This window comes from Frigoribacterium sp. Leaf263 (genome assembly GCF_001422285.1).
Lineage (GTDB): Bacteria > Actinomycetota > Actinomycetes > Actinomycetales > Microbacteriaceae > Frigoribacterium.
Genome location: NZ_LMMO01000005.1, coordinates 90,261 through 111,712, shown reverse-complemented (window position 1 = coordinate 111,712; position 21,452 = coordinate 90,261). Strand labels below are relative to the sequence as shown.

At 73.4% G+C, this 21,452-nt stretch carries 17 protein-coding genes; 8 read left to right on the top strand and 9 right to left on the bottom strand.

Annotated features, from left to right (window positions below; translation table 11 throughout):
* Positions 1-14 precede the first annotated feature (14 nt).
* Genes ASF17_RS13530 through ASF17_RS13520 form a run of 3 tightly spaced genes read right to left on the bottom strand, consistent with a single transcriptional unit; the run spans position 15 to position 2,731 of the window.
* Positions 15-935 carry an AEC family transporter gene (locus tag ASF17_RS13530; RefSeq protein ID WP_055801128.1) on the bottom strand — a complete coding sequence of 307 codons (921 nt, stop codon included), beginning with the start codon at positions 933-935 and terminating at the stop codon, positions 15-17.
* A gap of 34 nt (positions 936-969) precedes the next feature.
* Positions 970-1,599, bottom strand: coding sequence for a sugar transferase (locus ASF17_RS13525; RefSeq protein WP_235476642.1), 630 nt, complete (start codon positions 1,597-1,599; stop codon positions 970-972).
* Complete coding sequence (locus ASF17_RS13520; protein WP_055801121.1) at positions 1,592-2,731, bottom strand: DegT/DnrJ/EryC1/StrS family aminotransferase; 1,140 nt, start codon at positions 2,729-2,731, stop codon at positions 1,592-1,594. The genes ASF17_RS13525 and ASF17_RS13520 overlap by 8 nt, the downstream gene beginning before the upstream one ends.
* A gap of 49 nt (positions 2,732-2,780) precedes the next feature.
* On the opposite strand from ASF17_RS13520, the gene ASF17_RS13515 reads away from it, so the two are divergent.
* The 4 genes from ASF17_RS13515 to ASF17_RS13500 all read left to right on the top strand — a co-directional run bounded on the left by ASF17_RS13515 (position 2,781) and on the right by ASF17_RS13500 (position 10,767).
* The gene (locus ASF17_RS13515; RefSeq protein WP_055801118.1) at positions 2,781-3,884 is read left to right on the top strand and encodes a threonine aldolase family protein; all 1,104 of its coding nucleotides are present in this window, start codon (positions 2,781-2,783) and stop codon (positions 3,882-3,884) included.
* 84 nt (positions 3,885-3,968) lie between these two features.
* Complete coding sequence (locus tag ASF17_RS13510) at positions 3,969-6,491, top strand: M60 family metallopeptidase (protein WP_055801113.1); 2,523 nt, start codon at positions 3,969-3,971, stop codon at positions 6,489-6,491.
* Positions 6,492-6,602: 111 nt separating this feature from the next.
* Positions 6,603-7,205 (top strand): nitroreductase family protein, encoded by a 603-nt coding sequence (locus ASF17_RS13505; RefSeq protein WP_055801110.1) that lies wholly within the window; start codon positions 6,603-6,605, stop codon positions 7,203-7,205.
* Between the two features lie 115 nt (positions 7,206-7,320).
* The gene (locus tag ASF17_RS13500; RefSeq protein WP_055801106.1) at positions 7,321-10,767 is read left to right on the top strand and encodes a M60 family metallopeptidase; all 3,447 of its coding nucleotides are present in this window, start codon (positions 7,321-7,323) and stop codon (positions 10,765-10,767) included.
* Between the two features lie 22 nt (positions 10,768-10,789).
* On the opposite strand, the gene ASF17_RS13495 is transcribed toward ASF17_RS13500, so the two are convergent.
* On the bottom strand, positions 10,790-11,995 hold the full coding sequence (locus ASF17_RS13495; RefSeq protein WP_055801103.1) for a sensor histidine kinase: 1,206 nt from the start codon (positions 11,993-11,995) through the stop codon (positions 10,790-10,792).
* A complete protein-coding gene (locus ASF17_RS13490; protein ID WP_055801100.1) occupies positions 11,989-12,645 on the bottom strand; it encodes a response regulator transcription factor in 657 nt (218 codons plus the stop codon). Before ASF17_RS13490 ends, ASF17_RS13495 begins: the two co-directional genes overlap by 7 nt.
* A gap of 145 nt (positions 12,646-12,790) precedes the next feature.
* On the opposite strand from ASF17_RS13490, the gene ASF17_RS15770 reads away from it, so the two are divergent.
* The 4 genes from ASF17_RS15770 to ASF17_RS13470 all read left to right on the top strand — a co-directional run bounded on the left by ASF17_RS15770 (position 12,791) and on the right by ASF17_RS13470 (position 16,423).
* Positions 12,791-13,357, top strand: a complete 567-nt coding sequence (locus ASF17_RS15770) for a hypothetical protein (protein WP_055801095.1) — start codon at positions 12,791-12,793, stop codon at positions 13,355-13,357.
* A complete protein-coding gene (locus ASF17_RS15765) occupies positions 13,354-14,475 on the top strand; it encodes a peptidoglycan-binding protein (RefSeq protein WP_055801092.1) in 1,122 nt (373 codons plus the stop codon). The genes ASF17_RS15770 and ASF17_RS15765 overlap by 4 nt, the downstream gene beginning before the upstream one ends.
* An 89-nt stretch (positions 14,476-14,564) precedes the next feature.
* Complete coding sequence (locus tag ASF17_RS13475; protein WP_200913503.1) at positions 14,565-15,227, top strand: ABC transporter ATP-binding protein; 663 nt, start codon at positions 14,565-14,567, stop codon at positions 15,225-15,227.
* A 47-nt stretch (positions 15,228-15,274) separates the two neighbouring features.
* Positions 15,275-16,423: an ABC transporter permease gene (locus ASF17_RS13470; RefSeq protein ID WP_235476641.1), complete on the top strand. Its 1,149-nt coding sequence runs from the start codon at positions 15,275-15,277 to the stop codon at positions 16,421-16,423.
* 55 nt (positions 16,424-16,478) lie between these two features.
* Here ASF17_RS13470 and ASF17_RS13465 read toward each other — a convergent pair whose 3' ends face one another.
* From ASF17_RS13465 to ASF17_RS13450, 4 genes are all read right to left on the bottom strand, one after another.
* A complete protein-coding gene (locus ASF17_RS13465; protein WP_055801087.1) occupies positions 16,479-17,477 on the bottom strand; it encodes a glycosyltransferase family 4 protein in 999 nt (332 codons plus the stop codon).
* Positions 17,478-17,517: 40 nt separating this feature from the next.
* Complete coding sequence (gene galE / locus ASF17_RS13460; RefSeq protein ID WP_055801084.1) at positions 17,518-18,540, bottom strand: UDP-glucose 4-epimerase GalE; 1,023 nt, start codon at positions 18,538-18,540, stop codon at positions 17,518-17,520.
* A gap of 75 nt (positions 18,541-18,615) precedes the next feature.
* Positions 18,616-19,956, bottom strand: coding sequence for a hypothetical protein (locus ASF17_RS13455; RefSeq protein ID WP_055801081.1), 1,341 nt, complete (start codon positions 19,954-19,956; stop codon positions 18,616-18,618).
* Positions 19,953-21,401, bottom strand: a complete 1,449-nt coding sequence (locus tag ASF17_RS13450; protein ID WP_162236427.1) for an O-antigen polymerase — start codon at positions 21,399-21,401, stop codon at positions 19,953-19,955. The genes ASF17_RS13455 and ASF17_RS13450 overlap by 4 nt, the downstream gene beginning before the upstream one ends.
* Positions 21,402-21,452: the final 51 nt, after the last annotated feature.

Here is a 21,452-nt window from a genome sequence, read left to right as displayed (position 1 = left end):
CGCGACGGCGACGGCTACGCCAGCAGGGCGGCGATGACGACGAGCACCGGCACGGCGACGATCGTCGTGACGAGCACCGTGTCACGGGCCACGACCACCCCCGTGCGGTAGCGCTGCGCGTAGTTGAAGACGTTCTGCGCCGACGGCAGCCCCGCGAGCACGACGGCCACGAACAGCTCGTGCCCCTCGAAGCCGAAGACGAAGGCGCCGAGCAGCCAGGCCACGAGCGGCATGACCACCAGCTTGAGCACGGTCGCGAGCACGACGTCGGCGCGACCCTCGCGGGCCTGCAGGGGTCGCGACCCCACCAGCGACATGCCGAACGAGATGAGCACGACCGGGACGGCGGCGCCGCCCACCAGCACGAACGGCTGCATCACCGGCTCGGGGATCTCGAGCCCCGTCACCGCCACGACGACCCCGAGGGCCGAGCCGATCAGCAGCGGGTTCGTGAACGGCCGGGCGATGGTGCGCCCCAGACTGCTGCCCCGGTTGGTCGCCGTGTCCATCACCGCGAGCACGATCGGCGTGATCACCAGCAGCTGGAAGAGCAGGACGGGCGCCACGAAGGTCGCGCTGCCCAGCACGTAGGTGGCGACGGGGAGGCCGATGTTGTTCGCGTTCACGTACGCGCCTCCCATCGTGCCGATGGCCGTCTCGGCCGCCGTCCGTTTCAGGACGAGCTTCAGCACCAGCACCGAGATGACGGCCGCCACGAGCGAGGCGGCGGCGCTGACGACGAGGAGGCGCGAGAACAGGACGTGGACGTCGGCCTGCGAGATCGTCGTGAACAGCAGGCACGGGGTCAGGACGAAGAACACCATGCGCGAGAGCACGTGGTGCCCCTGCGGCCCGAGGAGGTCGATGCGACCGACGACGTAGCCGACGGCGATCACCGCCCCGATGATCCCGAACCCGATCAGCACTCCGCCCATGCACCCATCTTGGTGCAGACCGCCGACGACGGGATCAGGCGGCGCTCCCGCCCGTCCCCCGGAACTCGGTCATCGTCGCCGAACCCTCGGCGGAGACCCCCTCGCGGGAGAGCACGACCCGGACGGTCCGCAGGAGGATCCGCGCGTCGAGCAGCGGCGACGCCTCATCGACGTACCGGACGTCGAGAGCCAGCCGGTCGTCCCACGAGAGGGTGTTGCGACCGGCCACCTGCGCGAGTCCGGTGAGGACCGGGGCGACCTCGTGCCTCCTCGCCTGCTCGGGGGTGTAGCGGTCGAGGTAGACCGGCGGCAGGGGGCGGGGTCCGACCAGGCTCATGTCCCCGACGAGGACGTTGACGAGACCCGGCAGCTCGTCGAGGCTCGTCGAGCGGAGCAGACGGCCGAAGGGGGTGAGGCGATCCGCGTCGGAGACGAGCCCCCGGGCCTCGTCCACCGGGAGCATGCTGCGGAACTTCCGCAACCGGAAGACCCGTCCGCCTCGGCCGACCCGCTCCTGCCGGAAGAGCACCGGCCGACCGAGCGCCGCCCCGACGGCCGCCGCCGTGAGGAGGAGGACGGGCGAGAGCACGACGAGGGCGGCTGCGGCGACGACGACGTCGGCGGCGCGACGGGCGGCACGGCCCGCTCGCCCGACGTCACGCACGGACGCCCGCCGCATCGAGGGCGGCCGTCAGGCGCGAGCCCACGCGATCGAGGTCGTCGTCGCCGAGCACCGAACCGCTCGGGAGGGTCAGGCCGCGGTCGAAGAGCGACTCGGCGGCCCCCGTGACGAGCCGCCCGGTCGCGGCGAAGACCGGCTGGAGGTGCAGGGGCTTCCAGAGACGCCGGGTCTCTATGGCGTCCGCGGCGAGAGCGGCCCCGACGCTCGTGACGGCCGTCGGGTCGTCGAAGACGACCGAGGTCAGCCAGGCGTTGTCGTCGCCGTCGGCCCCATCGTCGTGCAGGATCCGCACCCCGGGTCGATCGGCCAGCAGCTCGCGGTACCGGGCCCGGACTTCGTGCCGCCGGGCGATCATCCCGTCGAGCCGGGTCAGCTGGGCCCGCCCGAGGGCCGCGAGGATGTTGCTGAGCCGGTAGTTGTACCCGATCTCGTCGTGCTCGTAGTGGGCGACGGGGAGGCGCGCCTGGCTGGCCACCCGCCGCGCGTCGGCGGCGAGGTCGCCATCGTCGGTGAGGAGCATCCCGCCGCCCGACGTGGTCATGATCTTGTTGCCGTTGAACGACACGGCCGATGCCCGGCCGAACGAGCCGGCGGCCCGACCGCCCCGGACGGCCCCGAACGACTCGGCGCTGTCGCAGAGCACCGGCACGCCGTGAGCGGTCGAGACGGCCTCGATGCGCTCGAGATCGGCCACGCGCCCGTAGACGTCGACGGGCAGGACGGCGGAGACGGGGCGCCCCGATGCGGCGAGCGCCGTCAGGGCCTCGTCGAGGAGCGCGGGGTCCAGCTCGCCCGTGTCGGGGTCGCAGTCGACGAAGTAGGGCACGGCGCCGGCGTGGACCGCGGCGTTGGCCGTGGCGGCGAAGGTGAAGGACGCGGTCACGACGAGCGAGCCCGGAGCCACGCGGAGGCCGCGGAGACCCAGATGCAGGGCGGCGGTGCCGGAGGACAACGCGACGCCGTGGTCGACTCCGACCCGCGTGGCCACCTCGCGCTCGAACGCGTCGACCTCGGGGCCGAGCGGTGCGACCCAGCCCGAGCGGAGGGCCCGGTCGACGGCGTCGCGCTCGGCGTCGCCGACGTCGGGTGCGGACAGGTGGATGCGGGATCCCATGAGACTCCTTCTGTATATGACATACGGATACTACAGATGACGGAGACTCATGTCGAGAGCGGATGCGCGCCTCCTCGTCGTCCCGGTGGTCGAAGATGGAGGGGTGACGCGACTCCACGACCCCTCGGCCCACTCGTTCGCCTCCGACAACTACGCCGGCGCGCACCCCGAGGTGATGCAGGCGATCCTCGACGCCAACGGCGGCCACGTCGGCTCGTACGGCGCCGACCCCTACACGGCCCGACTGGCGGAGGTCGTGATCGAGACGTTCGGCGAGGGCTCGTCGATCGACCCCGTGGTCACGGGCACGGGCGCGAACGTCGCCGCCCTCCAGGCGCTGACACCCCGCTGGTCGGCTGTCATCTGCGCCGCGACCGCCCACGTCTACACCGACGAGGGCGGGGCGCCCGAGCGGCTCGGCGGCATCAAGCTGCTGACCGTCCCGACACCCGACGGCAAGCTCACGCCCGAGCTGATCGACCGCCAGGCCCACGGCTGGGGAGACCAGCAGCGACCCCAGCCCCTCGCCGTGACGATCACCCAGAGCACCGAGCTCGGCACCGTCTACACCCCCGACGAGATCCGGGCGATCACCGATCACGCGCATGCGCTCGGCATGCGGGTCCACCTCGACGGGGCGCGTCTCGCCAACGCGGCCGCCTCGCTCGGCGTCCCGCTCCGTGCCCTGACCCGTGACGCCGGGGTCGACTCGGTCTCGCTGGGCGGCACGAAGAACGGCCTCGTGCTCGGGGAGTCGGTCGTGACGTTCTCGGAGGAGGCGCGGGCCGGCCTGGTCTTCCTCCGCAAGATGGACGCGCAGCTGCTCTCGAAGATGCGATTCGTGTCGGCGCAGTTCCTGGCGATGCTCGACGACGACCTCTGGCTGCGATCGGCCGCCCAGGCGAACGGCATGGCCTCCCGCCTCGCCACCGGCCTCGCCGACCTGCCGGGCGTGACGATCACGCAACCCGTCGACGCCAACGCCGTCTTCGTCGTCCTGCCCCGTCACGTGGTCGAGCCGCTGCGCGAGGCTCACCGCTTCTACGACTGGAACCGCGCCTCCGGGGAGATCCGCCTGATGTGCTCGTTCGACACACGGCCCGAGCACGTGGATCGCCTCGTCGCCGATGCGCGGGAGCTGCTCGGCTCATGATCCGCGTCGAGTCTTAATATATATCATGTAACATGAGGTCTATTCGTTTTGCGGTGTCTCGACACCCCGGACAGAGGACCATCCATGCCCCGCCTCCCCCGCACGGCGCTCGCTCTCGCCCTGACGCTCTCACTGGCGGCCCCGTTGGGCGCCTCGACGGGCGCCCGGGCCGCGGCCGCACCGTCGTCGACCCCGGCGTCGACGACCCCGGCGTCGACGTCATCGCCCGACCGGTCGTCCGCCCCGGCCTCCCTCCCGGGCGGGCCGCGACCGACCTCGATCCGAGTCGCCGACGACGACTCCTCGACCAGCGTGCTGGTGCACGGACTCGGCTCGGCGAGCGCTGCACAGGCACGCGAGAACCGCTCGATGAGGCACAGCGACCTGCAGCCGACCGGCCGCTTCGCGGCGGCGGGCGACGAGCTGACGATCACCGTGCCCGAGGGGGCGCCGGCCGTGTCGGTCACGATCGGCCTGATCGGGGTCCATGAGAAGTTCAACGGCGGGGTCGAACGGGGCCAGTGGAGCCAGACCCTCGCACCCGGGCCCACCCTGATCACCTCCCCGCTCGACGGCATGGTGCACCTCGTGAGCACGGACGAGGGCGGCTCGGCCGACGTCGTCGTCGAGGGCGGGCGTCCGGTGCCCGTCTTCGTCGCCGGGCAGACGACGAACACCGGGCTCCGCGCAGAGATGGCCCGACTGGCCGACGCGCCGTTCGTGCAGGTGATCGGCGACCGGTTCTTCGGCGACTTCCAGACGCACTTCACGGGAACCGTCATCGTGCAGGTCGACATGGAGGACCGCGTGGCCGATCTGGATCGCATGATCGAGATCACGAACGACACCTACGGCCTGCGCGACGACGGCACGGGCCTGTCGCGCAAGGCGCCGCACCGCATCTACGTCGCCGCCCCCGACACCAGCGGCGGCTACGCGAACGCGACCCACGGGCGGGTCACGTTCCCCGTCAGGTCGGGGGCGGCCGGCGACCTGTTCCGCATGGCATCCCACGATCTCTGGGGGTGGTGGCACGAGGTCGGCCACACCTATCAGACGCCGACCTTCAACTGGGGCGGGCAGGGCGAGGTGCTCGTCAACCTCTCGCCGCTGCACATCCAGTCCGCCTCCGGCTGGGGGAATCGCCTCGACCGCTTCGTCGGCGGCTACGACGCGTTCTTCGCCCAGCCGATCGAGCAGCGCGACTACATGGCGACGGGCGACGTCTGGACCCGGCTCTTCCTGTACGACCAGCTGCGGCGGGCCTTCGGCGACGACTTCTACGCGCACCTCAACCAGGAGTACCGGGTCATGCGCGCCCTCGGAGAGTCGCAGCCCGTCGGCGCCGAGGCGCAGCGGCAGCTCTTCGCGGTCACGGCCTCACGGGTGGCCGACCGCGATCTGACCGAGTACTTCCAGCAGTGGGGCATGGCCCTCGACGAAGCGACGAGGGCCGTCCTCGCCGATCTACCTCCCCTGCAGCAGCCCATCTGGGAGAACAGGCTGTCGAGCGAGCCGGTCGTCGAGCACGAGATGCCGAGCTTCAGCGTGCCCGTCGGCGCCCTCGATCCGATCGCCGAGAGCGTCACCCTGGGCCGGCGAGGGCTCGACGCTCCCCCCACCGCGCGCGATCTCCGCGACTCCGACGACGCCCGGAGCGTCCGCACGGTCGCGACGGGTCTCGACGCGACCCGCATGGGGAACGGCTCGGCGCGCCTCGTCGCCGTGAACGAGGTGGGCGTCCGAGAGGTCCTCTCGACCCCCGTCACCGTCACGCGGGGCACGTCGCTCGAGTTCCGCGGTCTGTCCGACAGGGTCGTGACGACCCTCGCGCTCCAGCCGGCCACCGACGAGCTCCGCATGATTGCGGGCACCGAGTACACCTCGCACCCCGGCTTCGGCTCCGAGTACATCGGCGCGACGGTCTCGGACGGCCGGGGCAGGCCCCGGGAGTCGTTCAGCGTGACCGGCGGCGAGAACGCCCACGCGGCGGCCCGGGTCTTCGACGGCACGACCATCCGGGAGGGCTGGCACCTCACCGTCCGACACCGCGAGGCGGCCAGTCGTCTGTCGCGATGGGACTCCGAGGAGCCGGCGTCTCGGAACGGATCGACCACGCAGCACCTCCGCGTCGTCGACGGCCGCCTCGTCGCCGTCGACGCGGTCCCCACGCCACCCGACGGCCCGCTCCTGCCCGTCGCGCCCGACGGCACGCCCCTCCTGACGCGAGGCGCGCCCACGGCGCTCCCCGTCACGGTCGAGGCGACCTCCGACGTCCGAGCCCTCGACACCGAGCTGGTGCTCACCGCGCCCTCGGGGACGACCTTCTCGACCGGGCAGGAGGCGCTGGTCACCGAGGTGCGCCTCCCCGGGCGCCAGTGGGTCGTCTCACGCAGCGTGGTCGCCGCCGAGGGTGTGCTGAGCGACGACGGGCGGACGCTCACGCTCGTGGTCCGCGGGGCGGACGGCCTCGACCTGCCCGACGGCAGCCGGCTGCGCTGGATGCCGGAGGTCGTCGTCCCCCGCGACGGCGGACCCGTCGGCGGAGGGCTCGACTGGTCGTTGACCGGCACGACCGGCGACGCCGGGGGCGCCGCCGACCGCTGACGCGCCGCGGTGGGCCTGCGGGGAATGGCGGGCGCGGTCGGCGACGTTGGAGGGTCTGTGGCCCGATGACGCGCCTCCCCGTCCCGCCCATCCGCTCAGAAAGCCGAGACCATGTCGATCACCGAGAACACCGCACCTGCAGCCCCGCGCACCGCCGAGACGAGCGTGCCGATCGTCAGCCCGCTGGCCGAGCGGTGGAGCCCCCGTTCGTTCGACCCCGCCGCCACGGTGAGCGCACGGCAGCTCGACGCCCTGCTCGAGGCCGCTCGGTGGGCGCCCTCGGCCAACAACAGCCAGCCGGCCCGATTCATCGTCGCGACGCGCGGCTCGCATCACTTCGACGCCATCGTCGGCGCGCTCGTCGGCTTCAACGCCGCGTGGGCCGGCGACGCCTCGGCCCTGATCGTCGCGATCGCCGAGACGTCGTCGATCGAGGGCGACATCCGCCCGACGGCGGAGTACGACCTGGGACAGGCCGTGGCGCACCTCTCGGTGCAGGCGCAGGCCGAGGGACTGCACACGCACCAGATGGCCGGTGTCGAGTGGGAGACCCTGGTCGCGGCCTTCGACCTGCCCGAGAACATGAAGCCCCTGACGGTGACCGCCGTCGGCGTCGTCGACCGCCCCGAGAGGCTGGCCGACGCCCTCGCCGAGCGCGAGACCGCCCCGCGCAGCCGTCGTCCCCTGAACGAGCTGGTGCTCGCCCGCAGCTGACGCCGGGGGCGTACTGACACCGGGTCGGTCCTGATACGGGGACCACGCTGACATCGGGGTGACGGATCCTCACGGTCATACTGTAATATATGAGACTTCATATCTGAGGAGTCTCATGCGCACCCGCTCGATCCGTCCGGTCTCCGTCGTCAGGACGGCGTCCGCCGCCGTCCTGATCGGGGTCCTCGCCGTCCCGGCGGGGTTCTCGGCCTCCGCGTCCGAACCCGTGCCCGCGTCGTCGCCGGCCTCGGCATCAGCCTCGGCAGGGGCCGCGGACCCGGCACCGGCAGCGCCAGCGCCACCGGCCGAGCCGCTCACCGCTGCGGTGACCGGCTCGGCCACCCCGGGCGGGCCGCTCCCCACGTCGATCCGGCTGAGCGAGGACGACTCGACGACGACCGTCCTCGTGCACGGGATGGGCGACGCCGAGGCCGAGAGGGTCCGCGAGAACAGGCAGTTCCGTCACAGCGGTCTGCAGCCCACGGGTCGGTACGCCCGCGCGGCGACGGAGCTGACGATCACGGTGCCCGAGGGAGCCCCGCAGACCTCGGTCGTGATCGGACTCTTCGGCGCCCACGCCGAGCACAACGGCGGCGTGGCGAAGGACCATCACGTCACGCGCCTCCAGCCCGGGGAGAACACCGTCACGACACCCGTCGACGGCATGGTGCACCTGCGCAGCTCGGCGGCGGGCGGCTCGGCCGACATCGAGCTGGCGGGCGGCACGCCCGTCCCCGTGTTCGTGCTCGGGCAGACGACGAACGACGCGTTGCGCGCCGAGATGGCCCGCCTGGCCGACGCGCCCTTCGTGACGGTGATCGGCGAGCGCGTCCACGGCGAGTTCCAGCGTTCGAGGACCGGCGCGCAGATCCTCGCCGCCGACGTCCCCGCCCGGGTCGCCATGTGGGACCGCAGCATCGAGATCACGAACGACGTCTACGGCCTGCGAGACGATGCGACGGGGGTCTCGCGCAAGGCCCCGCACCGCATCCACCTGGCATCCCCCGACTCCGCGAGCGGCCACTACGCCTTCGCCACCCACGACCGCCTCACCTTCGGAGCCTCCGGTTCGGCGCGAGACCTCTTCGTCCGCGACGAGCGCACGCTCTGGGGCTTCTGGCACGAGATCGGGCACACCTACCAGGCCCCGAACTACCTGTGGTCGGGGATGATGGAGGTCACGGTCAACATCTCGCCGCTGCACGTCGAATCACGTCAGGGCTGGGCCAGCACCGTCGACTCGCCCGGTCATCTCGCGGGCCTCGAGCGGTTCTTCGCGACCCCGGTCGCCGACCGGGACCACGCCACGTCGGGCACCAACGAGATGCTGTTCGACCATCTGCGACGCGGCTTCGGCGACGACTTCTACCCCCGCCTGAACCAGGAGATGCGCGTCATGGCCGCACGCGGCGAGAGCGTCGGGCTGACCGACGACGACGAGAAGCAGCTCTTCGCGCTCACCGCGGCTCGCGTCGCCGACCGCGATCTGCGCGGGTTCTTCCGCGAGTGGGGCTTCCCGCTGTCGAGCCGCACGGCGGCGGCCATGGCGCAGCTGCCCCCGCTCGAGCGGCCCATCTGGCGCAACCGCCACAGCGACGACATGATCCGCGAACGCGACCTCGGGTCGTACGCCTACCCGACCGGGGCGATCGAGGGCGTCGACGAGACGGTCGCCGTCGGCCAGCGTCGACTGTCGACCCCTCCGACGATGTCGGACCTGTCCGACTCCGAGGAGACGGGGACGGTCCGCGTGATCGACCACACCCTCCGTGCGAGCTCACCCGGCACCGGCGCCGTCACGGTCACGGCCGTCACCGACGACGGCGTCCGCGAGGCCTTCAGCACGCCCGTGGAGGTCGTCCCGGGCAGCATGTTCCAGTTCACGGGCGTCTCGTCGCGGGACATCGGGCGGCTGGCCCTCGAACCGGTCGCGCACGAGCTGAGGTTCTTCGCCTCGTCGGGCTACCCGAGCCACGACTACTTCCCCGGGGAGGAGTACATCGGGGTCACCGTCTACGACGAGCTCGGACGCGAACGGTCCGCGTTCTCGCTCGAGGGCCAGGATCACGCGCACCGGGTCGCCGCGGCGTTCGACGGCAGCCGGGCCGACGACGGCTGGTACGTGGTCGTCCGGCACCGGGAGGCGCGGACGAGACTGTCGTGGTGGGACGCCGGCGTGGCCCGCCCCGCCGACGCCGCCACCGTGCGGACCCTCCGCGTCGACGGTGATCGCCTCGTGCCCGTGGCCTCGGTCCCCGGCCGCGGAATGGCGTCGACGGTCGCCCGGGGCCTGCCGGGCGGGACGACCGACTGGGCGCGGGTGGACGTGCGCTCGACGCAGACGGGGACGATGACCGTCGAGGCCCCCGTCGGCACGACGATCGCCGACGTCGAGGTCCGACGCACCAGCGACGACCACCGACGAGCCGACGTCGCGACCGACTACGACGACGACCGCGGTCGGGTCACCGTGTCGGCCCCGGCCGGCGATGACGCGCTGACCTTCGGGCCGGGAGCCGGCGACCATCTGCGCGTCTCCTTCGCGGTGGACGACGACACCGCCGCGGACTCGCTCCTCGACGACGGCCGTGCGACCCTCCGCACGTCGACCGGGGCCGACCTCCTGGCCTCGACGAGCATCCCGGTCTCGACCTCGGCCGCCGATCACGGTGCGCTCGCCCCTCTGCCGTCGGCCGAGGTCGCCCTCCCCCGCGGCGAGACCACGGAGGTCCCCGTCGCGGTCTCCGTCGCCGCCGGGTCGCTGACCCGCCCCACCGGCACGGTGACGGTCACGGCACCGACCGGCACGACGTTCGCCGCCGGGCAGGACGTCATCCGAGGCCGGCACACGGCGGGCGATCTGCCCGACGGCCGGGGGATGCGGCTCACGGGCGAACGCTCGTCCGACGGGACGACGTACCGCTACACGTGGGCGCCGTCGGACGACGGGTCCGCCGACTGGACGTCGCCCCGGCACGGCGTGCTGCGCTGGTCGCTCGACGTCGTCACGCCGCACGACGCGGCCCCCGGGCCGCAGTCGCTGCGCCACCGCATCACCGGCACGTCGGACTCCGGCGACTTCGACGCCCGGGGCGGGACTCCGACCCGCGTCGAGGGCGAGGGGGGACTCACGGCCGTGAGCCCCGACGAGCCGATCGTCGTGCTGCGAGGCACGACGACCCCCGTGCCGTTCGTCGTCGAGGCGACCGCCTCGATCGACCGGCTCGACGGCCGGTTCGACCTCATCGCCCCGGTCGGCACCGTGTTCGACGCGCGGGTCGTCGACGATCCCGAGGAGGCGCTCATCACCGAGGTGCAGGCGCCCGGTGGTCGCTGGGTCGCCGCCCCCGGGCTGATCGTCGACTCCGTCACACTCTCGCGCGAGGGTCGTTCGGCCGCCGTGCAGCTCCGGTCGGACGGAGCCCTCGGCCTCGGACCCGCCTGGCGGGTGCGGTGGCACGCCCCCGTGGCCGTGCCCGCGAGCACCGTGCTCGGCGACGCCGACCTCCGCTGGGTCTTCGACGGCGAGGCGGACGGGCGGGCGATCACCTCCCGGGGATGACTCCGGGGCGACGCCCCGCTCGTCACCCCACGGTCACGCGGAGACCCCCGCCCGGTCGCGGCTCGATCATGACCCGCCACCCGTGCGCGCGTGCGATGGAGTCGACGATGGCGAGACCCAGGCCGCTGTGCGCGACCTCGCCCGCGCCTCCTCGGCCGCGGGTGCCGCCGTGACGGTCGACGCGTGTGAACGGCCGGGTGAGGGTGACGGCCTGCTCGGCGGTCACGACCGGGCCGGTGTTCTCGACGACGACGACCGCCTCGCCGGTGCCGAGCACGCGGACGTGCCCGCCCGGCTCGTTGTACTCGACGGCGTTCGACACGAGGTTCCGCACCAGGTGGGCGATGAGGACGGGATCACCCGAGACCCGCCGGAAGGTGCCCCGCAGGATCACGACGTCGACCGAGGAGGCGCGGGCCTCGTCGATCAGACCCGTCGCGATCTCGGGGACCAGCTCGCCCAGCTCGACCACCCGCTCGTCGCCGGCCAGACCGCGGTCGGCGGTCGCGAGCGTGAGCAGCCCGTCGATGAGCGCCTCGGTCCGCCGGTTCGCCTCGAGCAGCTGCTCGCGGGTCTCGGCCAGCCCGGCGGGAGTCGGGTCGTCGAGACCGATCTGGATGGCCGCGCGCTGGACGGCGAGCGGGGTGCGCAGCTCGTGCGAGGCGTCGGCGACGAACCTCCGCTGGGCCTCGAACGAGCGCTCGAGCCGGTCGAGGAGGTCGTCGATGGTGTCGGCGACCCGGGCGAGCTCGTCGCGCGGTCCGTCGAGGGCGATCCGCTCGTGGAGGGTCCGGGCCGTGATCGCCTGCGTCGTCTCGACGATGTCGTCGAGAGGGCGGAGCATCCGCCGGCTGACGACCCAGCCGACGCCGCCGGCGGCGACGGCCGCGGCCGCCACGCCGACGCTCGACCAGATGAGCTGCTGGCGGGCCAGCACCCGGGCGACGACGGTGGGCACCGAGTCGTCCGACCCGACCGCGCCGGCGGGCCCGGGCGCGATCGCGCCGCCCTGACCGGGGACGTCGCTCGTCGACCCCGGGGTGCGCTCCGCTGCCGACCCCGAGCCGCCGGGCGCCTCGAGCGTCAGGGCGACCCCCTGCGAGGTGGCCACCGCGACGCCGAGCACGACGAGCGAGCAGAGGAGGGCGAAGGCGACCCCGAAGACGACCGCGGTGCGCAGGCCGATGCTCCACCGACGGGGATCGAGCCGTGACCGGCCGGTCAGCACAGCTGGTACCCGCGCCCGGACACCGTGCGGATCGGGTCGGGGTCGCCGAGCTTCCGCCGCAGCTTGCTGACCGTCACGCGGACCGCGTTCGTGAAGGGGTCGACGTTCGCGTCCCAGCACTTCTCGAGCAGCTCCTCCGCGCTGACGAGACGCCCGTCGGCGCGCATCAGGGTCTCGAGCACGAGGAGCTCCTTCGTCGAGAGCCCGAGATCGAGCCCCGCGCGGACGGCGAGGTGCCGGTTCGCGTCGAGCGCGAGGTCGCCGTGGCGGAGCACCGGCGGGACGGCCGGCGCCGCGCGCCGACCCAGCGCCCGCACCCGGGCCACCAGCTCGGAGTACTCGAACGGCTTGGCGAGGTAGTCGTCGGCGCCGAGCTCGAGACCGCCCACGCGATCGGCGAGGTCGCCGGCGGCGGTCAGCAGCAGGATGCGCGTGGGATCCCCCCGTGCCGTCAGGGCGCGGACCACGGCGTCGCCGTGCATCCCCGGCAGATCGCGGTCGAGCACGACGACGTCGTAGTCGTTCACCGCCAGCAGCTCGTCGGCGTCGTCACCCCGGTAGGCCACGTCGACCGCCATCGCCTGCCGGGTGAGGCCCGCCGCGATCAGATCCGCGAGCGCCCGCTCGTCGTCCACCACCAGGACCCTCATCTCCCGCCTCCCGCTCGTCGGTATGTCGCATTCCACCGTAGCGAGTCGATGTTTCGCGGATCTGTCCGTCGGCTGCGCGTCGACGCAACGGCCGCCCCGCTCGACTGGGGACCGGACGACCGACGGCCCCGACGAAAGGATCCCCATGACCCTCCCCCTCAGCACCCCGCGCCGACGCGCCTCCCGGCACCGCGCCTCCTCGGCGACCCGACTCCTGATCGCGGCCGCGCTGCTCGTCCCGGCGCTCGCCGCCTGCGCGCCGGACGCCTCGCCGACCCCGGGCCCGAGCACGCCGACGTCCGCGTCGGGCAGCACGGCGGCCCTGCTCGGCGGATGCCTCCGCGACGCCGGGTACGACGTCGACGACGCCCTGCTGGCCACGGAGGGGGTCGTCGCGCCCCCGGCGGGCGTCGACGTCGAGGCCTACTCCGACGCGCTCTCGGCCTGTCGCGAGCAGCTCCCCGCCGAACAGGGCGGCGGGGTCGATCAGCCGTCGGCGGCCGACCTGGCCGAGCAGCAGGAGGCCAACCTGGCCGTCGCCGAGTGCGTCCGCGAGAAGGGTTTCGACGACTTCCCCGACCCGGTCGACGGCTCGTTCCCCCGGGAGGTCGCGTCGGGCAGCACCGACCCGAGCGCCCGGGACCCCCGAACCGAGGCGTTCTTCGCCTGCTCGGACGAGGTCGGGCCGAACAGCCAGGGGCGGAGCGAGTGACGGAGCGGGCGACGGGATCCCCCGACCGGCGACGCTCCGGTGCTCGACGCGGCGCGGACCGGATCGCGGCCCTCGTCGCCGTGGGCCTGTGCGGTCTCGTGGTGAGCGGCTGCGCGGTCCTCGCCGGTGATCCCGACTCGTCGGACGCCGTCGCCGGGGCCGGGACGTCACCGCCCGTGACGACGCCCGTGATCGAGGGTGATCTGGTCGAGAGCGTGAAGGTGCCCGGGACGCTGGGGTATGGCGCCCGGACGCCGCTGGCGTCGGCCGGCGAGGGGACGGTCACGGGGCTGCCCGGCTACGGCGAGGTCGTCGCTCTCGACGGCATCCTGTACAGCGTCGACGAGCGACCCGTCCGGGCGCTCCACGGGAGGGTCCCCCTCTGGCGATCCCTCCAGGCGGGGATCGCGGGAGCCGACGTCGACCAGCTCAAGGACTCGCTGCGAGCCCTCGGCTACGACGTCGCCGACGACGACCGCTTCGACTGGCGGACGGCCGAGGCCGTGCGCCGCTGGCAGGCCGACCGCGACCTGGACCGCACCGGGGTGCTGGACGCCGACGACGTCGCGTTCGTGCCGGGCGACATCCGGGTCGACGAGGTCGTGGGCCGCACGGGCGACGCCGCCGGAGAGGTCGTCTACCGCTACACGTCGACCACCCCGGTGGCCACCGGCTCCGTCGCCCAGGCCGACCTGCCCCGCTTCGCCGTCGGCACGCCGGTCGACGTGCTGACCCCGGGCGGAGAGACCCTCGCCGGGACGGTCCGGTCGGTCGGCGCCTCGGGCGGCGACGACGGGACCGACGACGGGACCGGAGCGGGCACCGGGGCGGGGGACGAGCGCGTCCCCGTCGTCGTGGGCCTCGGCGACGCCCCGCCGGACGGCACGACCGGCGGCCGATCCGTCGACCTCGTCGTCGAGGGGGAGACCCGCGAGGACGTCCTCTCCGTGCCCGTCCCAGCCCTCCTCGCCCAGGGCGGGGGCTACGTCGTCGAGCGGGTGCGCGACGACGGGAGCGTCGAGCCGGTCGGCGTCGAGATCGGCTTCGTCGCGCAGGGGCGCGTCGAGGTGACCACCGGCGACCTGGCGGCGGGCGACGACGTCGTGGTGCCGTCGTGAGGGGCTCGACGATGCGGACGGGCGCCGACGAGGCGACCCGCGCCTCCTCGGTCCCCACCCCGGCGGTGGCCTCGGGCGGCGTGCTCGAGATGCGCGGCGTCACCAAGGTCCACGGCGACGTCGTCGCTCTCGGCGGAGTCGATCTGACCGTCCACGCGGGCGAGCTCGTGGCCGTCGTCGGTCCGAGCGGATCGGGCAAATCGACGATGCTGAACCTCATGGGGACGCTCGACCGCCCGAGCACGGGCTCGGTGCGCGTCGCCGGGCACGAGGTCGGGTCGTCGGACGACGACGCCCTGTCGCGGCTGCGGTCCGAGCACATCGGGTTCGTGTTCCAGCACTTCCACCTCGCGAGCGGCGCGACGGCCACCGAGAACGTGGCCGACGGGCTGCTCTACTCGGGCGTCCGGCGACCCGAGCGCCTGGAGCGCGCCCAGCGCGCGCTGACCCGGGTGGGGCTCGGGCACCGCCTCGACCACCGCCCCCACGAGCTCTCGGGCGGCGAGCGCCAGCGGGTGGCCATCGCCCGCGCGGTGGTCGGAGAACCGACGCTCCTGCTCGCCGACGAGCCGACGGGGGCGCTCGACAGCCGGTCGGGGGCGGACGTCGTCGAGCTGCTCCGCGAGCTCAACGCCTCGGGGACCACCGTCGTCGTCATCACGCACGACCTCGATCTCGCGGACCGCCTGCCGCGCCGGGTGCGCCTGCGCGACGGCGTCATCGTCGACGACTCGTCGGGCGGGATCGGATGAGGGCGCGACGCGAGGCGAGACGGCGGGGCGTCTCGAGCACGGACCTCGTGCGCCTGGGCGTCTTCGGCCTCCGCACCCGTCCGACCCGAGTGCTGCTGTCCGCCCTCGGCATCGCGATCGGCATCGCCGCCATGATCGCCGTGGTCGGCATCTCGTCGTCGAGTCAGGCCGCCCTGGCCCGCGTGCTCGACGATCTCGGCACGAACCTCCTGCAGGCCGTCCCGGGCGAGGACGCCGCCGGCGAGACGGCGACCCTCCCCGCCGACGGCGTCGCCCTGCTCGAGCGGCGGGACGACGTGGAGCAGGCCGCCGGCGTCGGGCGGGTGACCGGGCGGAACGTCTATCGCACCGACCTCGTGCCCGAGGCGGCGTCGGGCGGCATCACGCTCGACGCGGTGCAGGGCGATCTGCTCGAGGTGCTGCAGGGCGAGACGGTCTCGGGCGGGTGGTTCGCGGCCGACGACCTGCCCCAGGTCGTGCTCGGGTCGACGGCCGCGGCGACGCTCGGCATCGGCGCGGTCGACGCCGACACCCGCGTCTGGATCGGCGGCCGCTGGGTCGCCGTGGCGGGGGTGCTCGCGCCTCTGCCGCTCGCGCCGGAGCTCGACTCGTCGGCCCTCGTGCCCGCCTCGGGCGCGGACGCCGCCTTCGGCTTCGCGGGGCGCCCGACCCGGCTCTACGCCCGGGCCGATCCGACCCGCGTCGTCGAGGCGCGCGATCTGCTGGCCGCGACCCTCGACCCGGTCGACCCCCGCCGGGTGCAGGTCAGCCGACCCTCGGACGCCCTGGCCGCCCAGCAGGCCACCGAGAGCTCGATCACCGCGCTGCTGCTCGGCGTCGGCGGCGTCGCGCTGCTGGTCGGCGGGATCGGCGTCGCGAACACGATGGTGATCACCGTGCTCGAACGCCGTGGCGAGGTCGGGGTCCGCCGCGCCCTGGGCGCACGCCGACGCGACATCCGACGGCAGTTCCTGGTCGAGTCGCTCCTGCTCTCGCTGGCCGGGGGCGCGGTGGGCGTCGCGCTCGGATGCTCGGTCACCGCGGTGTTCGCCGCCACGCAGGGCTGGCCGGTCGTCATCCCCTCCTGGGCCGCGGCGGGTGGACTCCTGGCCACGGTCGTGATCGGCGGGGTGAGCGGCATCCATCCGGCGGGACGTGCGGCGAGGATGGCCCCGACCGAGGCGCTGGCGACATGAATCCAGGGAGGCGCGCTCCGAGACCCGGGGCGCGCCTCCTCGGTCTCGGCTCGCGTCAGCCGACGAGGCCGCGGTACAGCTCGATGTGGGCGGCGACCATCCGCTCGATCGAGAACCGCTCGCGGGTCCAGTCGACGTTGCCGGCGAACTGCGCCGCGACGCCGTCGTAGTCCCGCAGGAGGGCGAGGGTGAGCGGCAGCAGACTCCGGACGTCCGAGACGTCGAGGACGGGATGCGCGACCGGCAGCTGCTCGACCACGCCGCCGACCTCGAAGGTGATGACCGGCAGACCCGAGAGCGCCGCCTCGGTCACGACGGTCGGCTGCGCCTCGGTCCGCGACGCCACGACCAGGAAGTGCGCGTCGAGCAGACGTCGCCCGAGCTCGGCCCGGGTCTGCGGCCCGACGAAGGTGACGGCGTCGGCGATCCCGAGCTCGGCGGCGAAGCGCTCGAGCTCGGGTCGGAGGGTCTCGCGCTGCGACACGATGTCGAGGACGGCGGGGACGCCGGCGCGGCGCAGGTCCGCGATCAGGCGGATGGTGAGGTCGACGCGCTTGAGCTCGATCAGCTGCCCGACCGAGACGAACCGCCACGGCTCCCCCGCATCGGGTCGACGGCGCAGTCGCGACGGGAAGTGCGTGTGATCGACGCCGTTCGCGATGACGTGCAGGCGATCGGGGGCCGCCTCGTCGACCCGGTCGAGCACGAGCGCTCGTTCCGTCTCGCTCATGACGACCAGGGCGTCGCTGTGGCGATACGCGCCGGCCAGCACGCGCTGCTGCGCCCGCGAGGCGGGGGCCTCGGTCTTGTGGCGCGTGAAGACCACCCGCGACCGGGTCGGCGCGAGCAGGCGCACGCACGATCGCGTCAGGTGGTTCAGATGCACCACGTCGTAGCCCCGCCAGCTGTTGTGCAGACCGGGCGCGACGGGGGTCGCGTCGATCCCGGCGGCGATCAGGCCGTCGAGGAGGAGCGACTCGCCCGACTCCTGCAGGTTCCGAGCTCGGAACTCGGGCGGCGAGCCGAAGATGGCGGCGTCGAGGAGGATGCGCATGGGGATTCCTGTCGTGGGGGTGGGTGGAGGCGTCGGCCGGTCAGCGGGCGACGGGGGCGGAGGCGTGATCGAAGAGCCCGGAGCGCCGGGCGACGTCGGCCCAGCGCAGGGCGTCGGCGATGCCCTCGTCGACGCTCAGCCGGGCCTCCCAGCCGAGGAGGTCACGGGCGGCCGAGACGTCGGCGAACGCGCCCGCGGTGTCACCCGGGCGGCGGCCGGCGAGCTCGACGCGGGGCGCCTGCCCGGTCACCCGCCCGAAGGCCTCGACGAGCTCGAGCACCGTCGTGCCCCGACCCGTGCCGAGGTTGAGCGCGCGGAACGGGCGGAGCGCGCCGACGACCTCGTCGAAGCGGTCGACCACGAGGGCGTGCGCCTCGGCAAGATCCCAGACGTGCACGTAGTCGCGCACCCCCGAGCCGTCGCGCGTCGGCCAGTCCGTCCCGGTGATCGTGAACCGCCCGCCGTCCCGCCGGGCCGAGATGAGCTTGCCGAGCGCATGACTCGGGGTCGGGGACTGCAGACCCGTACGGAGAGACGGGTCCGCGCCGATCGGATTGAAGTACCGGAGCGCGACGGCTCGGAGGCTGCCGGCCGTCGCCCCGGCCTGGAGCACGCGCTCGACGACCGCCTTCGTGTCGGCGTACGGGCTCGGCGGGGCGACGGGCGACCCCTCGTGCACGACGCCGTCGACGGGGGTGTCGTAGATGGCGGCCGACGAGCTGAAGACGACGCGATCGAGGCCGTTGCGGGTGAGGTTCGTCAGCAGCGACACCGTCCGCGCGACGTTGGCGTCGAAGTAGCCGAGCGGATCGGCGACGGAGTCGGGCACGACGATCTTCGCCGCGCAGTGCACCACGACGTCGATGTCGGGGTTCTCGCGCACGATCCGGTCGAGCAGCGCCCCGTCGGCGATGTCGCCCCGATAGAAGCGATGACGATCGGCGAAGGCCGCGACGCCCGTGGACAGATCGTCGAGCACGATCACCTCGTGCCCTCGATCGGCGCAGGCCGACGCGATGGTGCTGCCGATGAACCCGGCCCCGCCGGTGATGAGGACCGTCACGGTCTCCCTCTCGTCGTCGCCCCATGCGGGACGAAACGTAGAATATCACATTGATGACAGATATTCAGTGTCGGGTCAGCCGCGGCGGACCGACCTCGGACGCTGGACGAGCCGCGCCGCCCGGACGACCGCGCAGACCACCGCCCCGACGAGCACCGAAACCGTCAGCCACATCGTCGGATCGTTCAGCCCGGGGGTCGCGATGGCCACGAGGCAGACGACGACCGACGCGGCCGTCGCCGCGAGGTCGCTCACCAGCCAGACGCGGAGGTGCCCCCGAGCGGCGCACACCATCGAGAGGGCCGTCGCGACGCCTCGGACGACCGCGGCGGTCAACAGGACGCCCCCCGCCTCGACGACCCCCGGGTACCGGTCGGCGAGCAGCCCGAACGAGACCCACTGCACGACCCCGGCCACGAGCGCGCAGGCGAGGCAGACGGCGGCGACGATCGCGACGAAGCGATCGGCACGGAGGGGGGACCGGCCCGACCGGGGGTCGACGACCAGCCGCCCGACGAGGTTCTTCCCGAGGTACACCGGCACGAGCAGCACGAGCGCGGCGAAGCGGTTGGCGACCGCGAAGGTCGCGACCGCCTCGAGCCCGCCGACGGCCTGCAGCCCCCACAGCACGACCCACAGCCCGATCTGGCCCGACGAGGCCGCCGCCAGCCCCGTGAGCGTCACGGATCGATCGCGGGTCGCGGCCGCCGCTCCGGCTCCGGCCTCCGCTGCGGACGATGCCGATCGCGACCCCACTGGAGTGTCGACGCGTGGGCGATGCGACCCCCAGGCGATGGCCGTCAGCACGGACAGCGCGAGGACGGCGTCGAGCAGCACGAGACCGACGGCCGCGCCGAGGGCGCCGGCCCACAGGCCGCCGAGCACGGCCAGCGATCCGGAGACGAGACCCCGCGACCCGTCGACGACCGCGGTCGGCACGGTGCGCCCCGACCCCGCCAGCACGCCGACGAGGGACTCGGTCACGGTGATGCCGCCGGCGGCGACCCCCAGGGCGAAGCCGACGAGCACCAGCTCGGGATGCCCGTAGACGGCCGCGAGACCGATGGAGACGACGACGCCGTCGACGAGCGCCACGACGCCCAGCCAGCGCTTGCGCCCCCGGACGGCCTGGGCGAAGGCGACGAGCGAGGACTCCGTCGCCGCGCCTCCCGAACGCTCCGTCGCGAGGCGATGCCGGGCGGCCGACGCCGCAGCCGACACGGCGAAGGCCGAGCTGCTGAGCGACGCCACGCCGAAGACCGTCGCCTGCACGAGCGAGAACAGGCCGAACTCCGCGGGCGCCACGACGAGGGCCAGGGTGGTCAGCGCGAGGAACTGGACCCCCTTGCCCGCCAAGCCGGAGGCGGCGGCGACCGCCGGGCCCGACCAGGAGGCGCGGGGCGATCGGGCGGTCACGGCGCGGTGACCTCGCGGACCGTCGGCTGCGCCACCATCCGCTCGGCGGCCCGATGTCGGATCGAGCCGAGCCAGACCGCGAAGGCCACGGCGGCGAGACCGAGCAGGATCGTGCTGACGGTGGTCGTCGAGGTCGACCGGATCGTGGCGAGCAGAGCCGAGAAGACGACACCGTAGACGGCGGCGTCGACCGGGCGACCGAGCCCCCTGCGGTCCCACCGGCCGAACATCATCCCGAGACCGACGAACAGCAGCGCCGAACCGGTCGTGCCGAAGTTCAGGAACGACTCGGCCACGATCGAGTAGCCGATCTCGTAGTTCTGCACCCTGTCACGCAGCAGCGTGCCGACGAGGCGCGGATCGACCGCCGAGTGCTCGCGCTCGACTCCCGCGATCAGCTCGACGAACCGGATCGTGCCCATCATGAAGGTCCGGCCGTGGTGAGGGGCCTCACCCTGCTCGACCCACGACACGGTCTCGACGACGGGCCTCAGAGTCGCGCCCATCTCGACCGTCGCCGCGAGGGGGGAGCCGAGCATCTCCCCGACGCCCGTGGCGGCGAGACCCTCGTCACGGACACGTTCGACGCCGCTGACGACGACGAGCCCCGTGACGACGACCAGCACCGCGATCGCCTGACGCGGCATGGACCTCAGGCGCGCCAGGACGACGACGAGGCCGACGAGGGCGTAGAGCGCGGACGTCCGCGAACCCATCACCAGGGTGCTCGCGGCGAAGATGCCGAAGAACACCAGCCCGGTCGTCCGAACGGGTGACCGCCGGCCCGCGACGACGAGCGACATCCCGGACAGCGTGAAGGTGATCCCGGCCGTGAGCGACGGGTTGGCGGCGACGGTCGCGTCGTACAACCGCTTGCCCCCGCGCCCGAGCAGCAGCCCCGGCTCGAGGACCGCGATCGTGCCGAGGACGTAGAGGACCGTGACGACCACGATGATCGTGCCGGTCAGGGTCATGGCCGCCGCCGTCTGCGCGCGTGCTCGCGCCGCCTCGTCGTCGTCGGGCGCCGGCACGGGCCAGGTCGATCGTCGTCGCCCGAGCAGGAGATAGCCGAGCGTGAAGGCGAGGAGGGCCTGGGCCACGAGCCAGACGGCCCGGAGGACCTGGCCGTTCGGGCTGAACCACAGGGAGATGTAGTCCACCTCGTCGCCCGGGATGTCCGCCCCGGCGAGCGCGAACCCGACGAGCGGCACGTGGAAGAGGACGAGCACGACGAAGAACATCGGCCCCCCGCTCCAGAGCCCGAGGGGGGCCGACCGGACGAGCATTCCCGTGCAGAGGACGGCCGCGATCACCGTGAGCCCGAAGACGCGCGTCTCGGCGCCCACACCGCTCGGAACCCCGGAGAGCAGCGACCACACGAGGACGGTGGCGACCGCCAGAGCGGTGACCGCACGAGACAGGCCGAGACGTTCAGGAGGGGGCATGAAAGACATACTAGAATATCACGTAGATATGAGCAACAACAATGTGAGAAG

Excerpts from the sequence above, each read along its gene's own strand:
- ASF17_RS13530 (WP_055801128.1), bottom strand. The coding sequence starts at position 935 with ATGGGCGGAGTGCTGATCGGGTTCGGGATCATCGGGGCGGTGATCGCC.
- ASF17_RS13520 (WP_055801121.1), bottom strand. The coding sequence starts at position 2,731 with ATGGGATCCCGCATCCACCTGTCCGCACCCGACGTCGGCGACGCCGAG.
- ASF17_RS13515 (WP_055801118.1), top strand. The coding sequence starts at position 2,781 with ATGTCGAGAGCGGATGCGCGCCTCCTCGTCGTCCCGGTGGTCGAAGAT.
- ASF17_RS13510 (WP_055801113.1), top strand. The coding sequence starts at position 3,969 with ATGCCCCGCCTCCCCCGCACGGCGCTCGCTCTCGCCCTGACGCTCTCA.
- ASF17_RS13505 (WP_055801110.1), top strand. The coding sequence starts at position 6,603 with ATGTCGATCACCGAGAACACCGCACCTGCAGCCCCGCGCACCGCCGAG.
- ASF17_RS13500 (WP_055801106.1), top strand. The coding sequence starts at position 7,321 with ATGCGCACCCGCTCGATCCGTCCGGTCTCCGTCGTCAGGACGGCGTCC.
- ASF17_RS13490 (WP_055801100.1), bottom strand. The coding sequence starts at position 12,645 with ATGAGGGTCCTGGTGGTGGACGACGAGCGGGCGCTCGCGGATCTGATC.
- ASF17_RS15770 (WP_055801095.1), top strand. The coding sequence starts at position 12,791 with ATGACCCTCCCCCTCAGCACCCCGCGCCGACGCGCCTCCCGGCACCGC.
- ASF17_RS13475 (WP_200913503.1), top strand. The coding sequence starts at position 14,565 with ATGCGCGGCGTCACCAAGGTCCACGGCGACGTCGTCGCTCTCGGCGGA.
- ASF17_RS13465 (WP_055801087.1), bottom strand. The coding sequence starts at position 17,477 with ATGCGCATCCTCCTCGACGCCGCCATCTTCGGCTCGCCGCCCGAGTTC.
- ASF17_RS13450 (WP_162236427.1), bottom strand. The coding sequence starts at position 21,401 with ATGCCCCCTCCTGAACGTCTCGGCCTGTCTCGTGCGGTCACCGCTCTG.